Genomic DNA, 23,993 nt, shown 5'->3' on the forward strand with positions numbered 1-23,993 from the left:
GGAGGAAGCACGCAGTGCCCGGAATGGCTGCTATCGATACTCAAGGGAGTAGATGTCGTTGAAGAAACGGTATTTCAAGTCAGACATGAAATTCTTCAGTAATGCCGCCATTGCCATCATAATCGCCTCCACCACCGCCCTTTCAGGCTGCCAGACGAGCACCGTCTTGAACGGCGGCTATATTGTCGACCAGCAGTCGCTGGCGCTCGTGCCCGAAGGTTCCAGCCGCGAGCAGGTGCTGCTGTCGCTCGGCACGCCTTCCACGACGGCAACCTTCGACGGCGAAGTCTTCTATTACATCTCGCAGCGCCGCCAGCGCTCGGTGGCCTTCCAGAAGCTGCGCGTCGTCGACCAGAGCATTCTCGCCATCTATTTCGACAAGGACGGTGTGGTTTCCCGCCGCGCCAACTACACCCTGCAGGACGGCAAGGTCTTCGACACGATTTCGCGCGTGACGCCGACCGGCGGGCGCGAGCTCACCTTCCTGCAGCAGATGCTGTCCGGCGGCAGCGCGGCGAATGCGGCCCGCAGCCTGTTCGGCGGCGGTGCCGGCGGCACGCCGCAGAACCCGTCCAGCCTGCGCTAAAGCAGCCTGTTTCCGATACTAGAAACCCGCCGGAGCGATCCGGCGGGTCTTTTACTTCGCTGATTTGCTATTTCAGTGGGCGAGAATCGCCAGAAGCAGCAGAGCCACGATGTTCGTGATCTTGATCGCCGGGTTGACGGCGGGACCGGCCGTATCCTTGTAGGGGTCGCCGACCGTATCGCCCGTCACCGATGCCTTGTGCGCATCCGAGCCCTTCATGTGGCGAACGCCGTCCTTGTCGACGAAGCCGTCTTCGAAGCTCTTCTTGGCATTGTCCCATGCGCCGCCGCCCGAAGTCATCGAGACGGCGACGAAGAGGCCGTTGATGATGACGCCGAGCAGCGATGCGCCAAGGGCGGCAAAGGCCGACGCCTTGGAGCCGGAGATGACGAGCACGCCGAAATAGACGACGACGGGCGCCAGCACCGGCAGCAGCGAGGGAATGACCATCTCGCGGATCGCAGCCTTGGTCAGAAGGTCGACGGCCTTGCCGTAGTCGGGCTTTTCACGGCCTTCCATGATGCCGGGCTTTTCGCGGAACTGCTTGCGCACTTCCTCGACGATCGCGCCGGCGGCACGACCGACGGCCGTCATGGCGATGCCGCCGAACAGGTAGGGAATGAGGCCGCCGAAGAGCAGGCCGGCGACGACATAGGGGTTCGACAGATCGAAGGAGATCGTGCCGATATTCTGGAAATACGGATACTGATCCGGATGCGCGGCGAAATATTGCAGGTCGTTCGCATAGGCGGCGAAGAGCACCAGCGCGCCGAGACCGGCCGAGCCGATCGCGTAGCCCTTGGTGACGGCCTTCGTCGTATTGCCGACGGCATCGAGCGCGTCCGTCGATTTGCGCACTTCCGGCGGCAGGTGGGACATTTCGGCGATGCCGCCGGCATTGTCCGTGACCGGGCCGAAGGCGTCGAGCGCCACGATCATGCCGGCAAGGCCGAGCATGGCGGTGACGGCGATGCCCGTGCCGAACAGGCCGCCGAGCTGGTAGGTGGCAAGAATGCCGCCGACGATGACGATGGCCGGCAGCGCCGTCGATTCCAGGGATACTGCAAGGCCCTGGATGACGTTGGTGCCGTGGCCCGTAACCGACGCCTGGGCGATCGAGACGACCGGGCGCTTGCCGGTGCCGGTATAATATTCGGTGATGACGACGATCAGCGCCGTGACCAGCAGGCCGACGAGGCCGCAGGCGAAGAGGTTCGTGCCGGTCACGTCGAAACCGGCCACCTGGCCGAGCGAACCCCAGCCGACGGTGAGCGAGGTCGCGGCACCGAGACCGACGATCGACAGAAGGCCGGTGACGATGAGGCCCTTGTAGAGGGCGCCCATGATCGAGCCGTTCGGGCCGAGCTTGACGAAGAAGGTGCCGATGATCGAGGTGATGATGCAGGCGCCGCAGATCGCCAGCGGATAGATCATCGCCGACTGCAGGATGGGTGCGCCGGCAAAGAAGATTGCCGCCAGGACCATGGTCGCGACGACAGAGACCGCATAGGTTTCGAAAAGGTCGGCCGCCATACCGGCGCAATCGCCGACATTGTCGCCGACGTTATCGGCAATGGTGGCCGGATTGCGCGGATCGTCTTCCGGAATGCCGGCCTCGACCTTGCCGACGAGATCGCCGCCGACATCCGCGCCCTTGGTGAAGATGCCGCCGCCGAGACGGGCAAAGATCGAGATCAGCGATGCGCCGAAGCCGAGCGCCACAAGCGCGTCGATGACCTCACGCGAGCCGGCTTCGTGGCCGAGCACGATCGTCAGGACATAATAATAGATGGAGACGCCAAGCAGTGCGAGGCCGGCAACCAGCAGGCCGGTGATCGCGCCCGACTTGAAGGCGATGTCCAGACCGGCCTTGAGGCTGGCGGAAGCCGCCTGGGCGGTGCGCACATTGGCGCGGACGGAGACATGCATGCCGATGAAACCGGCAGCACCCGAAAGAACGGCGCCGATCAGGAACCCGATCGCGGCCGTGGCGGAAAGGAGCACCCATGCCGCAATGAAAACAACAATGCCTACGATGGCAATGGTTCTATACTGGCGCGTCAGATAGGCCTGGGCGCCCTCGCGGATATAACCCGCGATCTCCTGCATGCGGCTGTTGCCCTGATCGGCGGCAAGCACCGACCGGGTTGCCCAGATGGCATAGACCACCGAGAGCAGGCCGCACGCGATTACCAATAAAAGAATGGTCATTCGCTCTTTCCTCCCATAAGCCGGAGCTCACTCCTTCTCCGGCGACGAATGCCGCTGGTTCGACTCCTCTCCACAGAAACGCCCAGCCGGCGAGCGGAGATTGCGTGGTCGATAACGTCGCGTCAAGCCTGCAAAACCTCAAAAGCCTTGCAGTTCCGCAGAAAGAACGGGAGGGATCGTTTGGCGGCTAAGTGCCTATTTCTTCTGGTCGCCGCGCACCTGCTTGGCGATGCGGTCCAGAACGGCATTGACGAGCTTCGGTTCGTCGTCGTCGAAGAAGGCGCGGGCGATCTCGACATATTCGGTGACGATGACGGCGACCGGCACATCCTTGCGGTCGACGAGCTCGAAAACGCCGGCGCGCAGGATGGCGCGGACGGTGCTGTCGAGACGCGACAGCGCCCAGTCGTCCTGCAGGGCAGAGGCGATCAGCGGATCGAGACGGAGCTGGTCGCGCACGACGCCCGAGACAATCGAACGGAACCAGCCGGCATCGGCCTTCAGGTAGGTTTCGCCGTCGATCTCCTGGCCGAGACGATGCGCCTCGTATTCGGCCACGATTTCCAGAACGCCGGTGCCGCCGATATCCATCTGATAGAGCGCCTGCACAGCCGCGAGGCGCGCGGCGCCCCGCTGGTTGGCTGCCTTGACCGGTCGTTCGGTATTTTCGTCAGTCATTCTTTATGCACCCAGCTTCTTCTTCAGCTCGATCATGGTGAGAGCTGCGCGGGCGGCGAAACCGCCCTTGTCCTTGTCCGAACGGCGCGCACGCGCCCAGGCCTGTTCATCGTTCTCGACCGTCAGGATGCCGTTGCCGATGGCAAGGGATTCGCTGACGGCGAGATCCATAAGCGCGCGCGAAGACTCGTTCGACACGATATCGAAATGATAGGTCTCGCCGCGGATGACCATGCCGAGTGCGACGAAACCGTCATACTGCGTGCCGTCATTATCCGCGCCATCGAGCGCCATGGCAATCGCCGCCGGAATTTCCAGCGCGCCGGGCACGGTGACGACGTCATAGGTGGCCCCCGCCTCTTCGAGCGCGAAGGTCGCGCCTTCCAGAAGAGCATCGGCCATGTCGTCATAGAAGCGAGCTTCGACGATCAAAATATGGGGAGCGGTCTCTTTCGGCATGGTTCACCTTCGGTTGGAGGGGCGTTTTCCACTCGGGCAGGCCGCGGTCAAAACATGCCTTCGAGCGAATGGCAAGCAAATTCGGGCAGCGCTCCGGGGCGAAAGTCAAAATATCTGCAATGGGATAGGCGGACGCGGCAGTCCCTGGCGCGGCGACGCAGAAAACATGCTTAGCCGGGTGACGGAAAAACGGCAAATCCAAGGCAGGATTCATGAACAATTTTTAATTGATTTTCAGCGACTTACGCCATTGAAAGGCCCATGCTGCAGCGCCAGATCCCAGTCGTAACGCAGACGATCCCTGTTGACAGCCGACCGTCGCAGCAGACGAAAGGACACTCTCATGAACCGCGTTGCCAAAATCACCATCGCCGCCGCTTTCACCTCCCTTGCATTTGCCGGCGTCAGCCGGGCTGAAAGCCTCGGCATGAATAGCGCAGAAGGTATCGAGCAGACGCTTCGCACCTTCCAGGGCAATTTCGACGTACAGCCGGTCTACAACTGGCACAATCTCGATGACGAGGACACCGGCCCGCGCTCCGTGCTGCAGCGCCCGCAAAGCGCTGTCCACGCCATCCAGGCCTCGATCGACGCCAACAAGTCGCTGGCGCACAAGCTCAACAATGACGGCGTCAACATCCGCAATGTCGTGAACGCCGAACAGGCAGCCGATGGCAGCATCACGTTCTACGTTCGCTGAGGCCGCCAACAGAAAGGCGCGTATGGGCGGCTGATCTCCTCACCGCCCGTACCGCTTTTCCCCAGATCGCTGTTGCATTTTCCGCCACAGGATTGTCTTCTCGCCGAAGCGGAGGACAAGCCTATGGCGACGCACGCAAAACCGGTCATCAACACGGCCGATCTCGCCCTCGAACACTGGACGAGGGGAAAGCTCTTCGAAAGCCGCGACACGTCTTTCGGAAAAGAGCTCGGGCTTACCAATCTCGGCATCAGCTACAACGAAGTGCCGCCGGGCAAATCCGCCTGCCCTTTCCACAATCACCACGTCGAAGACGAGCTCTTCTACATTATCGAGGGAACCGGCGAATATCGTTTCGGCGAGCAGCGCCATGCGATCAGGAAGGGCGACGTGCTGGGCGCGCCGGCGGGCGGCCCGGAAACGGCGCATCAGATCATCAATACCGGATCGACGCCGCTGATCTATCTCGGGCTGTCGACCAAGGCGAAGACCGAAATCTGCGAATATCCCGATTCCGGCAAGTTTCTCGCCAGGACCAACCGCGACGGCAGCTCCTTCGACCATATCGGCCGCGGCGAAAACGCGCTCGACTATTGGGACGGCGAGCCGGGCTTCTGACATCATCAGCAATCCATTCAGAGTGATATTTTCATGATCGATATTCCGCGACTGGAAACCGGACGGCTCATTCTGCGGGCGCACCGGCTTGAAGACTTCGACGCACATTTCGAACTCTGGCGCGACGAGGACGTGGTACGCTTCATCGGCGGCGTGCCCTCCAGCCGCGAGCAGAGCTGGTCGCGCCTGCTGCGCCTGGCCGGCATGTGGCATCACATGGGATTCGGCTTCTTCGCGATCGAGGAAAAGGAAAGCGGCCGCTTCATCGGCGAAGCGGGTTTCCTGGAAGCCAGGCGCGACATGCAGCCCTCGATCGAAGGCACGATGGAGGTGGGCTGGGCGCTGATGCCGCCGGCCCACGGGAAAGGCTATGCCACCGAGGCGCTGAAGGCGATCATTGGCTGGGGTGAGACAGCGTTTCCGGGGCGGCCGATGACCTGCATCATCAGCCCGGACAATACGCCCTCACTGAGGGTCGCCGAAAAGCTCGGCTTCAGGGAAACGGCGCGCACGGACTATAACGGCCCGATCATCCAGTTTTCGCGTTAGAGCGCTGCAATTTTTCAGGCCGATGCTGTCGGGAATTCGGCGAGGCGGGCGGCATAACGCGCCATCGTGTCGACTTCGAAATTGACGAAGTCGCCGGCCTTGCGTTCGCCCCAGGTCGTGACCTCGAGCGTATGGCGGATCAGGAGAACGTCGAAATCCGTGCCATCGACGGCGTTGACCGTCAGCGATGTGCCGTCGAGCGCGATCGAGCCCTTGGGCGCGACGAATTTCGCCAGATGGGCGGGTGCGCGCAGGCGAAAACGGGTGGCGTCCCCCTCTTGCGTGACCGACAGGATTTCGGCCTTGCCGTCGACATGGCCGGAAACGATATGGCCGCCGAGTTCGTCGCCGATCTTCAGCGACCGCTCGAGATTGATATGGCTGCCCGCCTGCCAGGTGGAAATCGTGGTCAGCCGCAGCGCCTCTTCCCATGCTTCGACCTCGAACCAGCGGCCGTTACTGCCTTCCTGCGGCAGGCCGGTCACGGTAAGGCAGATGCCGGAATGGGAGATCGAGGCGCCCATGTCGATGGTCGCCGGGTCGTAGTTCGTGGCAACACGAAGCTTGATGCCCTCCTTGAGGGCCGAAACGGATTCGATCGTGCCGATATCAGTGACAATTCCGGTGAACATCAAGTCTCTCTTTCGTATTCGTCCAGGCGATCCGCGCCGAGTATGTAAGTGCCCCTGTGGGCGAAGCCGGATGGTATGTCGGTTGCCTGCAGCGGCGATTCAATACCGCCCTCGCCGATGACGACGGGCGCCTGGTAGAGCTGGATGCGATCGACGAGACCGGCTTCGAGGAAAAGCTTCGCGGTCTTTGCGCCGCCTTCGACGAGAAGCGAAGAAATGCCGCGGGTGGCAAGCGCCGGCAGCAGGACTTCGGGGTGATAAGGATTGCAGTAGAGGATTTCGACGCCGGCGGATTCGAGCGCGGCGCGGCGGGAGGCCATCTCGGTGGGGTCGGCGGGTGTGTTACCCCCCTCTGTCCTGCCGGACATCTCTCCCACAAGGGGGGAGATTGGCTGGGAGGCCGCTCCCCGCCCGAAATTCGCCGAGGCGGGAACATTGCTGTCAGAGGAACTGGGAGCGGGCCCCTTGCCGATCTCCCCCCGTGTGGGAGAGATGTCCGGCAGGGCAGAGGGGGGTAATCCTTCCTCCGATCCCAGTGGTGAAACCTCTTCGCTCGCCACCACAATCACCGGCACGTCCTTCGCCGTCTCGACAAGCTTGCTCGTCAACGGCAATGCCAGAGCAGGGTCGAGCACGATGCGAACGGGCGATTGCGCTTCAAGCCCCGGTGTCCGCACCGTCAGCAGCGGATCGTCGGCAATCGCCGTGCCGATGCCGACGAGGATGGCATCGGTTTCGGCGCGCAGCGCCTGCACCTGGGCGCGGGCTTCCGGGCCGGTGATCGCCACCTGCCCTACTCCCTCGCGGCCGATCATGCCATCGGCGGAAACCGCAAGTTTGAGAGTCACATAGGGGCGGTTCTTCGTCTGACGGGTGAGGTAGCCTGACAGCGATTGCCGGCCCTCCTCCTCCAGCACGCCCGTCATCACCTCGATACCGGCCTCCTGCAGCATGGCGATGCCGCGGCCGGAGACCCTGACATCGGGATCGGTGACGCTGATGACGACGCGGCCGACGCCGGAGGCGATCAGCGCGTCGGCGCAGGGCGGCGTCTTGCCGTGATGCGAGCAGGGTTCGAGCGTGACATAGGCGGTCGCGCCGCGGGCGAGTTCGCCCGCTTCGGCGAGCGCCTGCGGCTCGGCATGCGGGCGACCGCCGAGTGCCGTTACCGCGCGGCCGACGATGACGCCGTCACGGACGATGACGCAGCCGACGGAGGGATTGGTGGACGTCCGGCCGGTGTGCCAGCGCGACAGGCGGATCGCGGCTGCCATGAAGCGTTCGTCCTCATGCTCGGCGATCCTCTCGCCCATGGTCAGACGTCCAGTGGATCGCGGGCAATCTTGGCGTTGAGCTCGGCGATCAGTTTTTCGAAATCCTCGGCATGCGAGAAATCGCGGTAGACCGAAGCATAACGCACGAAGCCGACATCATCGAGGCTCTTCATGGCTTCCAGAACCTGCAGGCCGATCTGCTCGGAGGAGATTTCCGTCTCGCCCGAGCTTTCCAGCCGGCGCACGATGCCGGAGACGGCGCGCTCGATGCGGTCGCGATCGACGGGGCGCTTGCGCAGCGCCACGTCGAAGGAACGCACCAGCTTGTCGCGATCGAAGGGAACCCTGCGGCCGGTCTTCTTGATGACCATCAGCTCGCGCAGCTGCACGCGCTCGAAGGTCGTGAAGCGGCCGCCGCAATCCGGACAGATGCGGCGCCGGCGGATGGAGGTATTATCCTCCGCCGGGCGGGAATCCTTGACCTGGGTATCTTCCGAACCGCAATAGGGGCAGCGCATGCCTACTCCTTAGCCCATGTAGTCATACATGGGGAAGCGGTCGGTCAGGTTCACCACCTTGCCGCGCACGGCAGCTTCGACGGCGGCGTTGCCCTCATCGGAATTGGCGACCTTCAGGCCGTCGAGAACCTCGACGATGAGATTGCCGATCTCGCGGAATTCGGCCTCCTTGAAGCCGCGCGTCGTGCCGGCCGGGGCGCCGAGGCGCACGCCCGAGGTGACGAAGGGCTTTTCGGGATCGAAGGGGATGCCGTTCTTGTTGCAGGTGATGTAGGCGCGGCCGAGCGCGGCTTCGGCGCGCTTGCCGGTGGCGTTCTTCTTGCGCAGGTCGACCAGCATCAGGTGGTTGTCCGTACCGCCGGAGACGACATCGAGGCCGCCGGCGACGAGCGTTTCGGCAAGCGCCCTGGCGTTCTTGACGACCTGGGCGGCATAGTCCTTGAACGAGGGCTGCAGCGCTTCGCCGAAGGCAACGGCCTTGGCGGCGATGATGTGCATCAGCGGGCCGCCCTGGAGACCGGGGAAGACGGCCGAGTTGAACTTCTTCGCCAGATCCTCGTCATTCGTCAGGATGACGCCGCCGCGCGGGCCGCGCAGAGACTTGTGGGTCGTGGTGGTCGCGACGTGGCAATGCGGGAACGGTGAAGGATGCACGCCGCCGGCGACGAGGCCGGCAATGTGGGCCATGTCGACCATCAGGTAGGCGCCGACCGAGTCGGCGATCTCGCGGAAGCGCTTCCAGTCCCAGATACGGGAATAGGCGGTGCCGCCGGCAATGATGAGCTTCGGCTTGTGTTCCTGGGCCTTGCGCTCGACTTCGTCCATGTCGAGCAGGTTGTCGCCCTCGCGCACGCCGTAGGAGACGACGTTGAACCACTTGCCGGACATGTTGACCGGCGAACCGTGTGTCAGGTGGCCGCCCGAATTCAGGTCGAGGCCCATGAAGGTGTCGCCCGGCTGCAGCAGCGCCAGGAAGACGGCCTGGTTCATCTGCGAGCCGGAATTCGGCTGGACGTTGGCGAAGTTGACGCCGAACAGCTTCTTGGCGCGTTCGATGGCGAGTTCCTCGGCGATATCGACGAACTGGCAGCCACCATAATAGCGCTTGCCCGGATAACCCTCGGCGTATTTGTTGGTCATGATGGAGCCCTGGGCTTCCAGAACGGCGCGGGAAACGATGTTCTCGGATGCGATCAGTTCGATCTCATGCCGTTGACGACCGAGTTCCTTTCCGATCGCGCCGAAGATTTCCGGATCGACGTCCGCGAGCGAGCGATTGAAGAAGGATTCGGTGGAAGCATTGGTCATGGGCTGGCTCCTTCACTGGAATGCGGCCAAGGTATTAGCCTTCCGCCGATGCGAGGGCAATACGAAGAACGACATTTGCTGGGCTAAGCGCGCGGGCGACCGGTTTGCGCGCAGCGCGCGGCCTTGCCGGAACGAAAAAAGCCGCGCAACGGGCGCGGCTTTCAGGGATATGCAGGCGTAATTACTGGACCGGCTGCTCGATGCCCGAGGTGGTGTCGAGCGCGAGTTCCGCATTGCCGTCCATCTGGTAGATGTCGTCGCGGAACTGGACGACGCCGTCGGGCATGCCCCAGGCGGAGATATAGACGAAATAGACGGGAACTTCGGTCGCGAGCTTGATCGGCGTATTGATGCCGCTGGCGATCACCTGCTCCATCTGCTGGCGGCTCCAGCCGGGCGTTTCGCGCAGCAGCCAGGTCGTGAGGTCGCGGACGTTCTGGACGCGCACGCAGCCCGAGGATTCGAAACGCATGAGCTTGTTGAACAGGCCCTGCTGCGGCGTGTCGTGCATATACTCGCCGTTCTTGTTGTAGAAATTGATCTTCGTGGAGGCCATGGCGTTGATCTTGCCGGGGTCCTGGCGGAACATCAGGTTCGGCGCCTCGCCGTTCCAATCGACCGTTTCCGGGGCGACTTCGTTGCCCTTGCCGTCGATGAGACGGATCGCGTTCTTTTCGAGATAGGTCGGATCCTTGCGCATCAGCGGCATGATGTCCTTCTCGACGATCGAGCGCGGCGCCGTCCAGTACGGATTGAGGATGACCTCGTAGATCTTGGAATTGACGATATGCGTCGGGCGGCTCAGGCGGCCGACAACGGCCGTGTGGCGCGTCGCGACGCTGCCGTCTTCGACCGCTTCCACGTAAGCTGCCGGAATGTTGACCATCACATGGCGGCGGCCCATGTCTTCCGGGAAGGTCTGGATGCGGATCAGGTTGGTATTCAGCTGCTGCAGGCGGACATCTGCCGGGATGTTCATCGCCTTCAGCGTGAATTCGCCGATCACGCCATCGGCCGGCAGGCCGTGGCGGGCCTGGAAGCGCTTGACGGCACCGTCGACATAGGAATCGAAGGCGCTCGAAAGGCCGGCTTCGCGCGGCAGGTCGCCGCTGACCGCCAGGCGCTGGCGAAGGGCCTGGACCGAGGGATCGGTGACGCCGAGCTGCAGGCGAACGTCGCCTGGATTGACCTGCGGCCAGCCGCCCATGGAGACGATCTGCTGATACTGCATGATCGCCTGCTGCGTGCTCGGTATCGATTGCGGGCTGAGGATCGGGGTATTGGAAAGAACGGCGGTGGCCGTGCGCGAGGCGGCCTTGGCATCGAACTGGTCGTCCCAGTTGCCGCGCCTCGGGGCGTTCAGCAGCCCGTCGAGCGCCGATTGCGCGAATGCGGGCGCGGCAAGCGCGCCGGCACCAACCGTTGCCGCCGAGGCCAGAAAGGCGCGGCGAGAGAGAGCTTCAATTCCGTTCTTCTTAGACATTCGTCCCAACCACTCAATGCCGCGGTGGAGGAGGCCACGGCCCTTTGCGATATCCTGCGCCTTAACGCAGATCCCTATCCGTTCGTTCTTCCGGCGCAGCAGGAAATTCCGCCAGTCCCATCACAGAATCGCGAGGGGCGATCCGGATGATGCCAATGGTCCTTCGAGGACGCCGGCTATCGAATATTCCGCTGTCACATCAATATGGCCAATTCGTGTTGCCGGGCCGGACGACAGACTGCCGGTTGCCGGAAACCGCATGCAACGAACCATATGACCGGTAAACCGTGAGGGTTAATAACGACTAAAAAACGGCTTGAATACCGGGCTTCGCGGTTGGTGGGCGTGCGTTGCAAAGATGCCACGCAGAGGCGAGCGGATGCCTTTGGGCGATATCAACGTGTCCGGTCGTGCGAAAGGCGGTACAGCTTCCGCCTGATCGACAGCAGGCCTTTGACACAACGGCAGAAAGCGCCTCGCGGAGGGAAACCGCGTGCTTTAGTTGCCGATTGGAGGTCGGAAATCGCCGGCGTTCAAGTGGCGAGCGATCCTCGCCACCGGTGCCATCTCGTGCCCCGTTTATCCGCACACGCTTTGGATTTGAAACGCAAGGCCAAGGACAAATATCAACGAGAGTGGTACGCCAAGCGCAAGGCTAACTCCCGCGAATCTGATACGCTTTGCACGGTCAGGATGCAGAGGCGAAACATGCTGGACTTTCTCGAATATATCTACGGGCAGTCGTACAAGAATCTCCAAGCGATTGTCTTCAGCCAAGGGAACCCGCTTCACCGGACCATCATGTCGCTCTACGCCAGTATCATGGAGCAGACATACAACGCCCTGGTTCTGCTGCGCGCAGATCAGCATGCCACGCTAGACATCATCCTTAGATCAACGCTCGAAGCGTATGTGGATCTGATAAATCTGTGCAACGATCCTGAATACCTTAAGCAGATGCAAGCTTCTTTCCACGACCAATGGATTAAGCTGGCCCAGTACGGCGTTCGCGGCGGCAACCCGTTCCTCATTAAATTCGAGAACAGCGCTGATGCCTCGCAGAGACTTGCCGAGCACCAAGCCGAGCTAGCTGCTCTGGGCGTAAAGCCGATGAGCATCTACGAGAAGTTCAGGCTCGCAGGGTTCGAGCAAATCTATCAGTCCGTCTACAACAGCCTCTGCAACGAGTCCCACAACAACATCAGAGCACTAACACTCCGGCATTTCCGGTTTGACGCGAACGAGAACCCGCAGCTTGTGATGTTCGCGGAGCCATCGCCCGATAGCTTGAACGGCACCCTGAGTGGTTATCTCTCTGCCGTATCAGACACCACCCATATCGTTCACACCTACTTCAAAACCAACGCCCTGCCAGAAATAGAAAGCTTTCGCGCCGAGCACTCCCGCTTCATCGAGGATTTTGAGGCGTCGATGCAGACCGGTGGAGTTCACCCCTAGACCTACTTCCAGGCAATCTGGACGAGAACGCTCCGCCATGCATAATGCAGCCAGAGGTGGGGATCTATGAACATTAAACGCGGGCTTTTCCGGCTGTGGCTGGTTTGCGGACTAATCTTTGCGGTAGCCATCATGCTCTTCAGCTACGAGCAGATCGCGCGCGAATTTCAAAAATCAAACATCATGGTTGAGATACCCGCTAATGCTAAAGCCCTCGTACCAGTAACTTGTAAGCGCGCTCGGGGCGCTCTTGGCGTTGATTACGAGCTGGACACCAACGCTACGACTCAGAACCCGGAAGCGTTGTGCTGGTATGATATGGATAAGTTCCGGCGAAACTTTCCCCAGTATTTTGACCAGACCGATGAAGAGATAGTCAGCAAAACCTATGCTGACGCAGGCGTGCCCCTCTATCCTGCGCATCCATGGAGAGCGCTTTTGGGCTCGCTCGGCTTTGCTTTCGGCGTACCTCTCTTCGTTCTCATTATTGGGTCAGCCTTCGTATGGGCGTTTTCAGGTTTCGCCCGCCGCACTATCTGATGCGCGGTATTCTTCCACCGCAGCGGCAAGTGGCTGTTACAGAATATGCGTAAGCACCGCATGAGATCTATTGACCGCGAGGAGTATCTTCAGGATGCAGTGCGGCATGCACGGTCCAAAGAAGAGACGCCTGCCAGTTAATTCCGCTTACCGGTTAGCTACCATCCTCCGCACTCGCGGGGATTATCATGCGCGCGATTCTCGCGCTCACGCTATTTGCCATGGCAAGCACTGCTCAGGCTAGCTTCCAGACCGGCAATAAGCTTCGCGAGTTGTGCCAGGGAGATCGTGAGGCGGTGTTGGGCTACGTCACAGGCGTCATAGACAAAAGCGGCTATGACCTTCTCGCTCTTGAAGCACTTAATAATGTACCAGCAGGCGACATCTCAACTTTCTCACGGAAGTACAGGATGGATGGCTTTATCTGCTATCCGGTCGGAATGGTTCTGCGCCAAGCTCGGGACATCGTTTGCAAATATCTCGTAGATCACCCCGAGAATCGGCAGAAGGGCGCCGAGGGACTTGTTCAAGCTGCTCTTTATGACGCATGGCCCCGTAAGTGACACGGCAAAGGCGTTCACGGAGGGAAGCCGTGAGACGCCCTTTGTCGTCAGGGAAGGTCATTTCCTGCAACGCAACTGCTACGCCATCAAGCGCCACCTCGCGCACCTTAGTGAATCCGAATACACTCTATCCGGTACGCAGTTAAATGATTATAATCTATACAAAATCTGATCGTTCCAGAAACGATCCAGACGCTGAAGCAGCTTGTTCATCTGGGTAAACTCGTCGGTGCCGATGCCGCCGACCTTGTCGATCGAGGCGATGTGGCGTTCGTAGAGCTTGCCGACGGTTTCGGCGATGTCCTGGCCGGTTTCGGTCAGGCTGATGCGGACCGAGCGGCGGTCGATGCGCGAGCGCTGGTGGTTGATGAAGCCGAGGTCGACCAGCTTCTTGACGTTGTAGGAAACGTTCGAGCCGAGATAGTAGCCGCGGGAGCGCAGCTCGCCGGCGGTCAGTTCGGAATTGCCGATGTTGAAAAGCAGGAGCGCCTGGATGGCGTTGACGTCGCTGCGGCCCTGGCGGTCGAACTCGTCCTTGATGACGTCGAGAAGACGGCGATGAAGACGTTCAACAAGATGAAGGGATTCCATGTAAAGATCACGGATGCCCTGATCCTGTGCATGGAAAGTCGATGCCGCCTGCGGCTTGAGTTTCGTGTTCATTTGACTGCCTCACTGTTTTGTTTGGCGGTGTCGTTTTCTTCCCGCCTTGAGTGAGACCCTATCGAATACATATAAAATTCGACTTAAACCGCAGGCTTAACAGAGGCTTACCGGAAACCCATTGGTGTATCAGGGTAAATCAACGCTTACCTGGCGTCGCTGCCGGCGCCGCTCCAGCCACAGGGAAAGCCTGAAAATCCAGTAGATTACGGCGACGATCACATGCAGCAGGATGATCAGCCGGTTGGCGCCGAAGATCTGCGGAAGCAGGCCGTACATGAGGATCTGGCCGCCGGCGGCCAGCACCCAGATGACCGGCCCCCATGAAACGGTGAGCCAGAGGCCGAGCGAGGCGACCGGGAAGAGAACGGCAAGGCAGGTGCTTGCCACCTTCCACGGCAGGCTGAGCAGATCGAACCGGCCGGCGCCGACCAGCGAGTAGCCCACCAGCATCGCCCAGTATTGCAGGCCGAACCAGAAGCAGGAGACGGCAACCAGCCGCAGGAAGAAGATGAAGAGGATATCCGTCAGCGTCCGTTTCGGTATCGTCGGAGAATCGGTTTCCATGGCGGTACATCACGTTCGAGTTGCGGCTTCATTTTATGGCGGCTTCATCCGCCGCGGCCAATCGTCCGGTTTGGATTTTCCGGGGCGCATGATAATGAGCGCTCCGATAAATGGAATGGCCCAGGGACAGATATCATGCAGGACAAGACACATCTCGTCGATGAAATCACCGGTCACCGCCGCATGCGGCGCAACCGCAAGGCCGATTGGACGCGCCGGCTGGTGCAGGAAAACCGCCTGACGGTCGACGATCTGATCTGGCCGATCTTCGTCGTTCCCGGCACCGGCATCGTCGATCCGATCCCCGCCATGCCGGGCGTCAACCGTATGAGCGTCGACAAGGCGGTCGAAGCGGCGAAGGAAGCAGCCGATCTCGGTATCCCCGCCATTGCCACCTTCCCCGATATCGAGATGGAATTGCGCGACGAGACGGGCTCCAACAGTCTTGTTGCCAATAACCTCATCAATCAGACGACGGCGGCCATTAAAAAGGCGGTGGCCAATATCGGCATTATTACCGATGTGGCGCTCGACCCCTTCACCAGCCACGGGCATGACGGCATCCTGCGCGACGGCGAGATCGTCAACGACGAGACGGTCGATCAGGTGGTCAAGGCGGCAATCCTGCAGGCCGACGCCGGCGCCGATATCATCGCCCCCTCGGAGATGATGGACGGGCGGATCGGCGCGATCCGCCGCGGGCTCGACGCCGCCGGACATCAGAGCGTCGGCATCATGTCCTATGCGACGAAATTCTCCTCCGGCTTCTACGGCCCCTATCGCGAGGCGATCAACACCAAGGGCCTGCTGAAAGGCGACAAGAACAGCTATTACATCAATCCGGCCAACGGCACGGAAGCGGTCCGCGACGCCGCCCTCGATGTCGAGGAAGGGGCGGACATGCTGATGGTCAAGCCGGGGCTTGCCTATCTCGACATCTGCTGGCGCGTGAAGGAGGCCTTCGGCCTGCCGACCTTCGCCTATCAGGTCTCGGGCGAATATTCGCAGATCAAGGCTGCGGCCATGAACGGCTGGATCGACGGCGAGCGGATCATGATGGAGACGCTGCTGGCTTTCAAGCGCGCCGGCTGCGACGGCATCCTCACCTATTTTGCCCCGGAAGTGGCCAAAATCCTCGCAAAAAGGTGATTTTCGGGCGGATTATTGCATTTCCCCCTGACGATACCATATCAGCGGCATCGTCTTTCGAAGGGAGATGCAGATGAGTTACAACCCCAACCCGGTCTATGCCGCACCGGAGGACTGGCGCGCCTATAGCGGCGTGCTCAGCCGTCGCGTCTTCGCCTTCATCCTCGACTATGTCATCGTCGCCCTGCTCTGCATTCCGGCGGCGGTGGTGGTGTTCTTCCTCGGCATCGTCACGCTGGGGCTCGGCTTCATTCTCTTTCCGGCCCTCTTCGTCATCGTCGCCGGCCTCTATTTCGGCTTGACCGTCGGCGGCCCGTCCCAGGCTTCGCTCGGCATGCGGGCCATGGGTATCGCGATCGTGCGCATCGACGGAAGGCCGATGGATTTCATCCTGGCGATCGCTCACCTGGCGCTGTTCTGGATCCTGAACTCGCTGCTGACGCCGCTCATTCTGCTCGTCGGCCTGTTCACGGAACGCTCGCGCCTGCTGCACGATTTCCTCGTCGGCACCGCGACGGTGCGTACCGGCTGAGCCCATCCCGGCGGAGACGAAATAAAGTCTCCGCCCGCCCTTTGACGGCCACAAAAGAGCGCCATATCCAAAAAATCGAATATTCGATTGCGCGGCACTGAATGTCGCGCTGTTGACGTTTTTTATTCTTGCGTCATGCTGTCTGGATCGACACGCGCCTGAAAGGAAATCTCCGCGAGAGATGAATACGCAGACTACGCCATCCCCTCAGTTTTATCTGACGGCCCCGGCTGCCTGTCCGTATCTGCCGCACGAGATGGAGCGCAAGGTCTTCACCCATCTCGTCGGTCCGCGCGCGGCAGAGATGAACGACATCCTTACGCAGGGCGGCTTCCGCCGTTCGCAGAACATTGCCTACCGCCCCGCCTGCGAGGCCTGTCGCGCCTGCGTGTCCGTGCGCATCCTGGCGCAGGAATTCCAGCCGACGAAATCGATGAAGCGGGTGCTGGCGAGCAATTCCGACATCATCGCCACGGAATTTCCGGCCCAGCCGTCCAGCGAGCAATATTCCCTCTTCCGCCGCTATCTCGACTATCGCCACCAGCAGGGCGGCATGTCCGACATGACCGTGCTCGACTATGCGATCATGGTGGAAGACACGCATGTGAACACCAAGATCATCGAATACCGCCGGCGCGAGGAAGGCTCGGGGCTGGAAACGCGGCCGAAGGGCGAACTGCTGGCCGCCGCCCTGACCGATACGATGAGCGACGGCCTCTCCATGGTCTATTCCTACTTCAATCCCGATCTCGACCGGCGCTCGCTCGGCACGTTCATGATCCTTGACCATGTGCGCCGCACGAAAGCGCTCGGCCTGCCGCATGTCTATCTCGGCTACTGGGTTCAGGGCTCGCGGAAGATGGACTACAAGACACGCTTCCAGCCGCAGGAACATCTGACGCCGCGCGGCTGGGAGCGTTTCGATCCCTCTACCCTCCAGGACGACCCGCAGGACTGATACCCCTGCCCCACCTTTCCGTTCATCGGAAGGGCCTGCTGCTGACAGCGATCGGCGGCCCGATCCCGCTTGCGGCGATTGCTGCCCGCGGCAGGCGAAATCGACGAGGACGGCGCGACCACACGGTCCGGCTCACGCCATAGCGCCGGCGGACCGATCCGCTTCGGGGTTCGATCGTTTCGGACCCGCCGAAAGCTCCAGTTCCCGATCCAGCCCTTCGACAATATGCGTCCAGCCCTGCCGGGTCTTCTCCTCATATTCAGCCCATTCCGCACACATTTCGTGCGTCAGGGTCAGCCTGCTGCCGCTGCCGAGCGGTTCGATGTCGATTTCGACGCGATCGCAATTGTGGTCGTGCTCCTCGACGGAAAAGCAGAAGGCGATATGCCTTGGCCGCTTCAATTCCAGGAAAAGGCCGTGATGAAAGGCGTCGCCGGTCGGGCGGCGGTCGACGATGATGAAACGGCCGCCGACGCGTGGATCGATATCGGCGCGGACGACGTGACCGTCATCGGTCGCAAACAGAAAGCGGCGGGCAATTTCCGGGTTGAGCCAGGCGTCATAGACCCTGGCGGGCGGCGCCTTGTAGCTGTGGGCGACATGCAGTTTGATCGTATTGGCGGCAGGCATCGACAGTCCTCCATCGTTGTTCGCGCGCTTGCCGGCGCACGGCTTATTGGCCGTCCCGCCCGCCCGCGGAACGTCCTTGCCCTTCTTGTCGGCTCTTCTTTTTGGTGACAGGACTGAGATAGAGGAATTGCTCCGCCCGCCAAGGGCGGAGCCTCAATTTTCCGGGATCAGCCGGCGAATTTGCCGCTGCGCGGGAAGCCCTTCGGCACGGTGCGGCCGGCGGTGGCGCGGTCGGCCAGCCATTCGGCAAGCTCGTCCTTGTTCTTGGTGAAGGTGCGGCCGGCGCTGTCTTCCCAGCTCAGGCCATCGGCAATGGCAAAGCAGCGAACGTCGGAAATGCCACCGTCCTTGTAGCGCTGCAGGCGCACGCCCTTGCCGCGCGTCATCTCCGGCATCTGGCTCAGCGGGAATACCAGCATCTTGCGGTTTTCGCCGACGACGGCGACATGATCGCCGGTCACGGGCACGAGCAGCTTGGTCTCGTCGGGCATGGAAACATTCATGATCTGCTTGCCCTTGCGGGTATTGGCGACCATTTCCGCTTCCGGCACCACGAAACCGTTGCCGACGGTCGAGACGATCAGCATCTTGCGCGACGCATCGTGGACGAAGGCGGTCAGCACATCCTGATCGTTTTCCATGTCGATCATGATGCGCAGCGGTTCGCCATGGCCGCGGCCGCCGGGCAGCTTGTCGCCGCCGAGGGTGAAGACCTTGCCGCCGGTGGTGACGATCAGGATCTTGTCCGTCGTCTGCGCCGGGAAGGCAACCTTCAGGCCGTCGCCTTCCTTGAAGGCCAGCGTGGACGTATCGGAAATGTGGCCCTTCAGCGCGCGGATCCAGCCCTTTTCGGAGACGACGACGGTGATCGGCTCCTTCTCGATCATCGCGTGCTGGATGGCTTCCTCGTCGGTCTCGGGCGCTTCGGCGAACTGCGTGCGGCGGCGGCCGATATCGGTGGCCTTGGCGAATTTCTTCTTCACCTCGCCGATTTCCCAGGAAACCGTCTGCCACTGCTTCTCGTCGGAGGCGAGCAGCGCCTCGATATCGGCCTTTTCCTTGGTGAGTTCGTCGTGCTCCTTGCGGATCTCGAATTCCTCGAGCTTGCGCAGGGCGCGCAGCCGCATGTTGAGGATCGCCTCGACCTGAACGTCGGTCAGGTCCCAGCGCGCCATCATGACGGGCTTGGGCTCATCCTCCTCGCGGATGATGCGGATCACCTCGTCGATATTGAGATAGGCAACGAGCAGGCCGCCGAGGATTTCGAGGCGCTTGTCGATGGCGGCGAGGCGGAAGCGCGAGCGGCGCTGCAGCACTTCGCGGCGGTGGTCCAGCCACTCCCTCAGCACCTCGTTCAGCGCCATGACGCGCGGGATCACGCCCATCGAGAGCACGTTCATGTTCAGCGGGAAGCGGCTTTCCAGCTCCGTCAGCTTGAACATGGATTCCATGAGGATGGTCGGATCGACGGTGCGGCTCTTCGGCACCAGCACGATGCGGATATCCTCGGCCGATTCGTCCCTGATATCTTCCAGCAACGGCAGCTTGCGGGCGATTAGCAGTTCGGCGATCTTTTCGATCAGGCGCGACTTCTGCACCTGGAAGGGAATTTCGGTGACGACGATCTGGTAGCCGCCGCGGCCGAGATCTTCCGTTTCCCACTTGGCACGGACACGAAAACCGCCGCGGCCGGTGCGGTAGCTTTCGATGATGCTTTCCTTGCTGTCGATGATGATGCCGCCGGTCGGGAAATCCGGGCCGGGGATGAACTCGACGAGCTTTTCGACCGTGGCGTCGGGATGCTTGATCAGATGCAGTGCCGCGTCGCAGACCTCATGCACGTTGTGCGAGGGAATCGACGTCGCCATGCCGACCGCAATGCCCGAGGAGCCGTTGGCCAGAAGGTTCGGGAAGGCGCCGGGAAGAACGATCGGCTCGGAATTGGATTCGTCGTAGGTGTCGCGGAAATCGACGGCATCCTGATCGATGCCCTCGAGCAGCAGCTCGGAGACCACGGTCATCTTCGATTCGGTGTATCGCATGGCGGCGGGACTGTCGCCGTCGATATTGCCGAAGTTGCCCTGCCCGTTCACCAGCGTATAGCGCTGCGAGAAATCCTGCGCGAGGCGCGCCAGCGCGTCGTAGATCGACTGGTCGCCATGCGGGTGATAGTTACCCATCACCTCGCCGACGATCTTGGCGCATTTCCTGAAGGCCGCGTTCGGCCGCAGGCCCATGTCGTTCATCGCGTAGACGATGCGGCGATGGACCGGTTTCAGGCCATCGCGCACGTCAGGCAGCGCGCGGTGCATGATGGTCGACAGCGCATAACGCAGGTAGCGCTCTTCGAGCGCCGCCTTCAGATCGACCGGATGAATATTGTCGCCGTCTCCGCCGGAAGGCGGTAAAATTTCTTGTCCCATGGAATCCTGACTAGCTCAGAAACCCCTGTGGGGCAAGGAATCCGGGCATTCCGGCTGTGGATGACCTCTTCCGGCTGACATGAAAGGCGACAAAACTATCGCCTGAATTTGAACTTTGCCCGCCGATACTCTCAATAGAAATTTAGGGGTCTGCGAATATAAAGCCGGACTGTTCCGCAGTCGCTTCATTGCAATATTCCACGGCACTTGCCACCCAGGGGACTTTCTCATGACCTTTTACCGCACGACGCGGCTGATGCTGTCGAGCGCAGCCATTCTTTCCTTCGCGGGCTCCGCTTTCGCGCTCGACGGCCAGGACCTGCTGACGAAGATCAATGCTGCCTCCAGCCAGCAGAGCGGAACGATTTCGACTGACAGCATCGATATCGACGGGACGACCGTCACGCTCAAGAACGCCATTTACACGCCCAAAGGTGTTCAAGGCTTTTCGGTCGGCGATATCACTCTCTCTGGCGTGGAAGAGCAGGAGGACGGCAGCTACTATATTGAAGGGGCCACTTTTGAAGATGTCGATAGCACCGCAGGTGGTGTGACGGTAACCGCAAAGGACCTCAGTCTCGGCGGTATCACCGTACCCGCCAAACCAGGCGATGATAGTCCGGACACCATGCTCTGGGCCGAAAATCTCCATACCGGCGCCCTCAAAGTGGTTAAGGACGGCGCGGAAGTGTTTTCAATGCTGGAAAGCGATGTGAATAGCACGCTCCGCGAGGACGAGTCCGGCTTCGACATCGACGGCGCATTGAAGGGGATGAAGTTCGACCTCAGCAAGGCCGGCGACCCGCAGAGCAAGGAAGCGATCGAAAAGCTGGCCCTTCAACATGTCCAGGGCGACATAAATTTGAAGGGATCTTGGGACCTTGGGCCGGGTACGCTGGATCTCTCCGATCTCTCCTTTGACTTCACAAATGTCGGCAAGCTGCAATTTGGCCTGAAGATCTCCGGCTATACGTTGGCTTTCGGTAAGTCGTTAGGACAAGCGCTCGATCAGGCCGACGCCAATCCGAACAAGGAAGAAGCACAGCAGGCGCTCGGCCTCGCGGTGCTCGGCCTTGCCCAGCAACTGACCTTCGAGGGCGCTCAAATCCGCTTCGAGGATGCCTCGATCACCAAACGCGCACTGGACTATGCCGGTTCGAAGCAGAACGTTTCCGGCCAGCAGATGGCGGATTCGCTGAAGGCCATGACGCCGATCATGCTGGCGCAGCTCAACATTCCGGAACTGCAGAATGCGATTTCGGCTGCCGTCAGCACCTTCCTGGACAATCCGAAGAGCCTGACCGTCAAGGCCACGCCGGACAAGCCGGTTGCCTTCCCGATGATCTTGGGCGCTGCCATGGGCGCACCCAACACGGTGCCGCAGATGCTCGGCGTGAAGGTTTCGGCCAACGACTAAGGACTATTCGGATCCAACAAGAACCCGGCGATGATTTCGCCGGGCTTCTTGTTGAGAGATGTCTGCCTCAGTCTTTCTTCACCGGCGGGATCGGGCGGATCGCCAGTTCGCGCAGTTGGGCGGGCGTTGCCGGGGTCGGCGCGCCCATCAACAGGTCCTGGGCCTGCTGGTTCATCGGGAAGAGCGAGATTTCGCGCAGGTTCTTGGCGCCGACGAGCAGCATGACGATACGGTCGATACCGAAAGCAGCACCACCGTGCGGAGGCGCGCCGTACTGGAAGGCACGGTAGAGGCCGCCGAAACGATCCTCGACGTCCTGCTGGCTCAAGCCGACCTTCTCGAAGGCGGCGACCATGGTTTCCGGCGATTGGTTACGGATCGAGCCCGAGGCGATTTCGAAGCCGTTGCAGACGGCGTCGTACTGGAAGGCCTTGATCGTCAGCGGATCCTGGTTCTTCAGCGCATCGAGGCCGCCCTGCGGCATGGAGAACGGGTTGTGGGCGAAATCGACCTTCTTTTCTTCTTCGTTCCATTCGAAGAACGGGAAGTCGACGATCCAGCACAGTTCGAAGCGGTCGCGGTCGATCAGGTTCAGTTCGTCGGCGGCGCGGTTGCGCGCTTCGCCTGCGAACTTGTAGAACTTGTCCGGCTCGCCGGCGACGAAGAAGCAGGCGTCGCCGTCATCGAGGCCGAGCTGGGTGCGGATCGCATCCGTGCGCTCTTCGCCGATGTTCTTGGCAAGCGGGCCGGCGCCTTCGAGCTTGTCGCCTTCCTTGCGCCAGAAGATGTAGCCGAGACCCGGCTGGCCCTGGCTCTGCGCCCAGGCGTTCATGCGGTCGCAGAAGGCGCGGGAACCGCCGGTCCTGGCCGGGATCGCCCAGACTTGAACCTTCGGGTTGGAGGCGATCATGTTGGCGAAGACCTTGAAGCCGGAGCCGGCGAAATGCTCGGTCACGGCTTCCATGACGATCGGGTTGCGCAGGTCCGGCTTGTCGGAACCGTATTTGCGGATCGCTTCGTCATAGGGAATGCGCGGCCATTCCTTGGTGACCGGCTTGCCCTCGGCGAATTCCTCGAAAATCTTGGTCATCAGCGGACCCATCGTGTTCCAGACGTCTTCCTGGGTCACGAAGCTCATTTCGAGGTCGAGCTGGTAGAATTCGCCCGGCAGGCGGTCGGCGCGCGGGTCTTCGTCGCGGAAGCAGGGCGCGATCTGGAAGTAGCGGTCGAAGCCGGCAACCATCAGGAGCTGCTTGTACTGCTGCGGGGCCTGCGGCAGGGCGTAGAAGGTGCCGGGATGAATGCGGCTCGGCACGAGGAAGTCGCGCGCGCCTTCCGGCGAGGAGGCCGTCAGGATCGGCGTCGTATATTCGGTGAAGCCGACGCCGTTCATCTCGCGGCGCATGGCCGAGATGATCTGCGTGCGCTTGACGATGTTCCTGTGCAGCGTTTCGCGGCGCAGATCGAGGAAGCGGTACTTGAGGCGGACGTCTTCCGGATAGTCCGGCTCGCCAAAGACCGGCAGCGGCAGTTCCTTGGCGGCGGAGAGAACTTCGATCTCCTGCGCGTAAAGCTCGATCTCGCCGGTCGGCATGTTCTTGTTGACGGTATCGTCGGTGCGGGCCTTGACCAGGCCGTCGACGCGGATGACCCATTCGCCGCGAACGGTTTCCGCCTGCTTGAAGGCCGGCGAATCCGGGTCGGCAACGATCTGCGTCGTGCCGTAATGGTCGCGAAGGTCGATGAACAGCACGCCGCCATGATCTCGGACACGATGGACCCAACCGGAAATACGGACATTCGAGCCGACGTCCGACTTGCGAAGAGCGGCGCATGTGTGGCTGCGGTAGCGGTGCATGATCTCAAATCCTGGCATTTGGCTTAAGACGGCGGCATGGCCCGAGGACCCGCGGCGCCGACAAGAAAATCGGGCGGACAAGCGCATGGACGCTCTGATTTGTCAAGGCTTGGCGCTGCCGACGGGCCGTTTGCCCCCGCGTTTCGGAGGCGGCCGGAGGCTGGCGCTGCGGCAGTTTGGCCGCGGGCGGCATATTGATGAAGACGGTAGTCAACTTTA

The 23,993-nt window shown here is 61.3% G+C and carries 24 protein-coding genes; 11 read left to right on the forward strand and 13 right to left on the reverse strand.

The features are described from left to right. Positions 1-52: 52 nt before the first annotated feature. Positions 53-586: an outer membrane protein assembly factor BamE gene (locus tag ACU8HS_RS02220; protein ID WP_112566089.1), complete on the forward strand. Its 534-nt coding sequence runs from the start codon at positions 53-55 to the stop codon at positions 584-586. 72 nt (positions 587-658) lie between these two features. Here the strand turns inward: ACU8HS_RS02220 and ACU8HS_RS02225 are convergent, their stop codons facing one another. From ACU8HS_RS02225 to ACU8HS_RS02235, 3 genes are all read right to left on the reverse strand, one after another. Continuing rightward, a complete protein-coding gene (locus ACU8HS_RS02225) occupies positions 659-2,797 on the reverse strand; it encodes a sodium-translocating pyrophosphatase (protein WP_112702913.1) in 2,139 nt (712 codons plus the stop codon). 195 nt (positions 2,798-2,992) lie between these two features. After that, a complete protein-coding gene (nusB, locus tag ACU8HS_RS02230) occupies positions 2,993-3,475 on the reverse strand; it encodes a transcription antitermination factor NusB (RefSeq protein WP_112566083.1) in 483 nt (160 codons plus the stop codon). 3 nt (positions 3,476-3,478) lie between these two features. After that, positions 3,479-3,934: a 6,7-dimethyl-8-ribityllumazine synthase gene (locus tag ACU8HS_RS02235; RefSeq protein WP_112566080.1), complete on the reverse strand. Its 456-nt coding sequence runs from the start codon at positions 3,932-3,934 to the stop codon at positions 3,479-3,481. 343 nt (positions 3,935-4,277) lie between these two features. On the opposite strand from ACU8HS_RS02235, the gene ACU8HS_RS02240 reads away from it, so the two are divergent. The 3 genes from ACU8HS_RS02240 to ACU8HS_RS02250 all read left to right on the forward strand — a co-directional run bounded on the left by ACU8HS_RS02240 (position 4,278) and on the right by ACU8HS_RS02250 (position 5,801). Continuing rightward, a complete protein-coding gene (locus ACU8HS_RS02240) occupies positions 4,278-4,634 on the forward strand; it encodes a hypothetical protein (RefSeq protein WP_112566077.1) in 357 nt (118 codons plus the stop codon). A 123-nt stretch (positions 4,635-4,757) separates the two neighbouring features. Further along, complete coding sequence (locus tag ACU8HS_RS02245) at positions 4,758-5,252, forward strand: cupin domain-containing protein (protein WP_447015331.1); 495 nt, start codon at positions 4,758-4,760, stop codon at positions 5,250-5,252. Between the two features lie 33 nt (positions 5,253-5,285). Continuing rightward, on the forward strand, positions 5,286-5,801 hold the full coding sequence (locus ACU8HS_RS02250; RefSeq protein ID WP_113497698.1) for a GNAT family N-acetyltransferase: 516 nt from the start codon (positions 5,286-5,288) through the stop codon (positions 5,799-5,801). 14 nt (positions 5,802-5,815) lie between these two features. Here ACU8HS_RS02250 and ACU8HS_RS02255 read toward each other — a convergent pair whose 3' ends face one another. From ACU8HS_RS02255 to ACU8HS_RS02275, 5 genes are all read right to left on the reverse strand, one after another. Continuing rightward, a complete protein-coding gene (locus tag ACU8HS_RS02255) occupies positions 5,816-6,433 on the reverse strand; it encodes a riboflavin synthase (protein WP_112566068.1) in 618 nt (205 codons plus the stop codon). Beyond that, positions 6,433-7,746: a bifunctional diaminohydroxyphosphoribosylaminopyrimidine deaminase/5-amino-6-(5-phosphoribosylamino)uracil reductase RibD gene (gene ribD / locus ACU8HS_RS02260; protein WP_447015332.1), complete on the reverse strand. Its 1,314-nt coding sequence runs from the start codon at positions 7,744-7,746 to the stop codon at positions 6,433-6,435. Before ribD ends, ACU8HS_RS02255 begins: the two co-directional genes overlap by 1 nt. A gap of 2 nt (positions 7,747-7,748) precedes the next feature. Then, the gene (gene nrdR / locus ACU8HS_RS02265; RefSeq protein WP_112566063.1) at positions 7,749-8,225 is read right to left on the reverse strand and encodes a transcriptional regulator NrdR; all 477 of its coding nucleotides are present in this window, start codon (positions 8,223-8,225) and stop codon (positions 7,749-7,751) included. Positions 8,226-8,234: 9 nt separating this feature from the next. After that, complete coding sequence (glyA, locus tag ACU8HS_RS02270; protein WP_112566060.1) at positions 8,235-9,533, reverse strand: serine hydroxymethyltransferase; 1,299 nt, start codon at positions 9,531-9,533, stop codon at positions 8,235-8,237. A 181-nt stretch (positions 9,534-9,714) separates the two neighbouring features. Beyond that, a complete protein-coding gene (locus tag ACU8HS_RS02275) occupies positions 9,715-11,016 on the reverse strand; it encodes a L,D-transpeptidase family protein (RefSeq protein ID WP_112566054.1) in 1,302 nt (433 codons plus the stop codon). 708 nt (positions 11,017-11,724) lie between these two features. Between ACU8HS_RS02275 and ACU8HS_RS02280 the strand changes: the two genes are divergently transcribed. The 3 genes from ACU8HS_RS02280 to ACU8HS_RS02290 all read left to right on the forward strand — a co-directional run bounded on the left by ACU8HS_RS02280 (position 11,725) and on the right by ACU8HS_RS02290 (position 13,577). Next, positions 11,725-12,474: a DUF5677 domain-containing protein gene (locus tag ACU8HS_RS02280; protein WP_447015333.1), complete on the forward strand. Its 750-nt coding sequence runs from the start codon at positions 11,725-11,727 to the stop codon at positions 12,472-12,474. 66 nt (positions 12,475-12,540) lie between these two features. Further along, positions 12,541-13,014 (forward strand): hypothetical protein, encoded by a 474-nt coding sequence (locus tag ACU8HS_RS02285; RefSeq protein WP_447015334.1) that lies wholly within the window; start codon positions 12,541-12,543, stop codon positions 13,012-13,014. A gap of 188 nt (positions 13,015-13,202) precedes the next feature. Further along, positions 13,203-13,577 (forward strand): Rap1a/Tai family immunity protein, encoded by a 375-nt coding sequence (locus ACU8HS_RS02290; RefSeq protein WP_447015335.1) that lies wholly within the window; start codon positions 13,203-13,205, stop codon positions 13,575-13,577. Between the two features lie 150 nt (positions 13,578-13,727). On the opposite strand, the gene ldtR is transcribed toward ACU8HS_RS02290, so the two are convergent. Together ldtR and ACU8HS_RS02300 are read right to left on the reverse strand one after the other, a co-directional pair. Then, entirely contained in the window at positions 13,728-14,240 is a 513-nt protein-coding gene (gene ldtR, locus ACU8HS_RS02295) for a transcriptional regulator LdtR (protein ID WP_112566042.1), read from the reverse strand. Between the two features lie 129 nt (positions 14,241-14,369). After that, entirely contained in the window at positions 14,370-14,807 is a 438-nt protein-coding gene (locus tag ACU8HS_RS02300; protein WP_112566039.1) for a DUF6163 family protein, read from the reverse strand. Between the two features lie 135 nt (positions 14,808-14,942). On the opposite strand from ACU8HS_RS02300, the gene hemB reads away from it, so the two are divergent. The 3 genes from hemB to ACU8HS_RS02315 all read left to right on the forward strand — a co-directional run bounded on the left by hemB (position 14,943) and on the right by ACU8HS_RS02315 (position 17,446). Beyond that, positions 14,943-15,956 carry a porphobilinogen synthase gene (gene hemB, locus ACU8HS_RS02305; protein WP_447015336.1) on the forward strand — a complete coding sequence of 338 codons (1,014 nt, stop codon included), beginning with the start codon at positions 14,943-14,945 and terminating at the stop codon, positions 15,954-15,956. Between the two features lie 73 nt (positions 15,957-16,029). Beyond that, complete coding sequence (locus tag ACU8HS_RS02310) at positions 16,030-16,488, forward strand: RDD family protein (RefSeq protein WP_112566034.1); 459 nt, start codon at positions 16,030-16,032, stop codon at positions 16,486-16,488. Positions 16,489-16,669: 181 nt separating this feature from the next. Further along, the gene (locus tag ACU8HS_RS02315) at positions 16,670-17,446 is read left to right on the forward strand and encodes an arginyltransferase (RefSeq protein WP_112566031.1); all 777 of its coding nucleotides are present in this window, start codon (positions 16,670-16,672) and stop codon (positions 17,444-17,446) included. Between the two features lie 132 nt (positions 17,447-17,578). Here the strand turns inward: ACU8HS_RS02315 and ACU8HS_RS02320 are convergent, their stop codons facing one another. Together ACU8HS_RS02320 and parC are read right to left on the reverse strand one after the other, a co-directional pair. Next, positions 17,579-18,076, reverse strand: coding sequence for an SRPBCC family protein (locus ACU8HS_RS02320; RefSeq protein ID WP_112566029.1), 498 nt, complete (start codon positions 18,074-18,076; stop codon positions 17,579-17,581). A 167-nt stretch (positions 18,077-18,243) separates the two neighbouring features. Then, positions 18,244-20,499, reverse strand: a complete 2,256-nt coding sequence (gene parC / locus ACU8HS_RS02325) for a DNA topoisomerase IV subunit A (protein ID WP_112566026.1) — start codon at positions 20,497-20,499, stop codon at positions 18,244-18,246. Between the two features lie 229 nt (positions 20,500-20,728). On the opposite strand from parC, the gene ACU8HS_RS02330 reads away from it, so the two are divergent. Then, a complete protein-coding gene (locus ACU8HS_RS02330; protein WP_447015872.1) occupies positions 20,729-21,916 on the forward strand; it encodes a hypothetical protein in 1,188 nt (395 codons plus the stop codon). A gap of 67 nt (positions 21,917-21,983) precedes the next feature. On the opposite strand, the gene aspS is transcribed toward ACU8HS_RS02330, so the two are convergent. After that, complete coding sequence (gene aspS / locus ACU8HS_RS02335; protein ID WP_447015337.1) at positions 21,984-23,774, reverse strand: aspartate--tRNA ligase; 1,791 nt, start codon at positions 23,772-23,774, stop codon at positions 21,984-21,986. Positions 23,775-23,993: the final 219 nt, after the last annotated feature.

Source organism: Rhizobium sp. KDH_Rht_773_N (assembly GCF_052946295.1).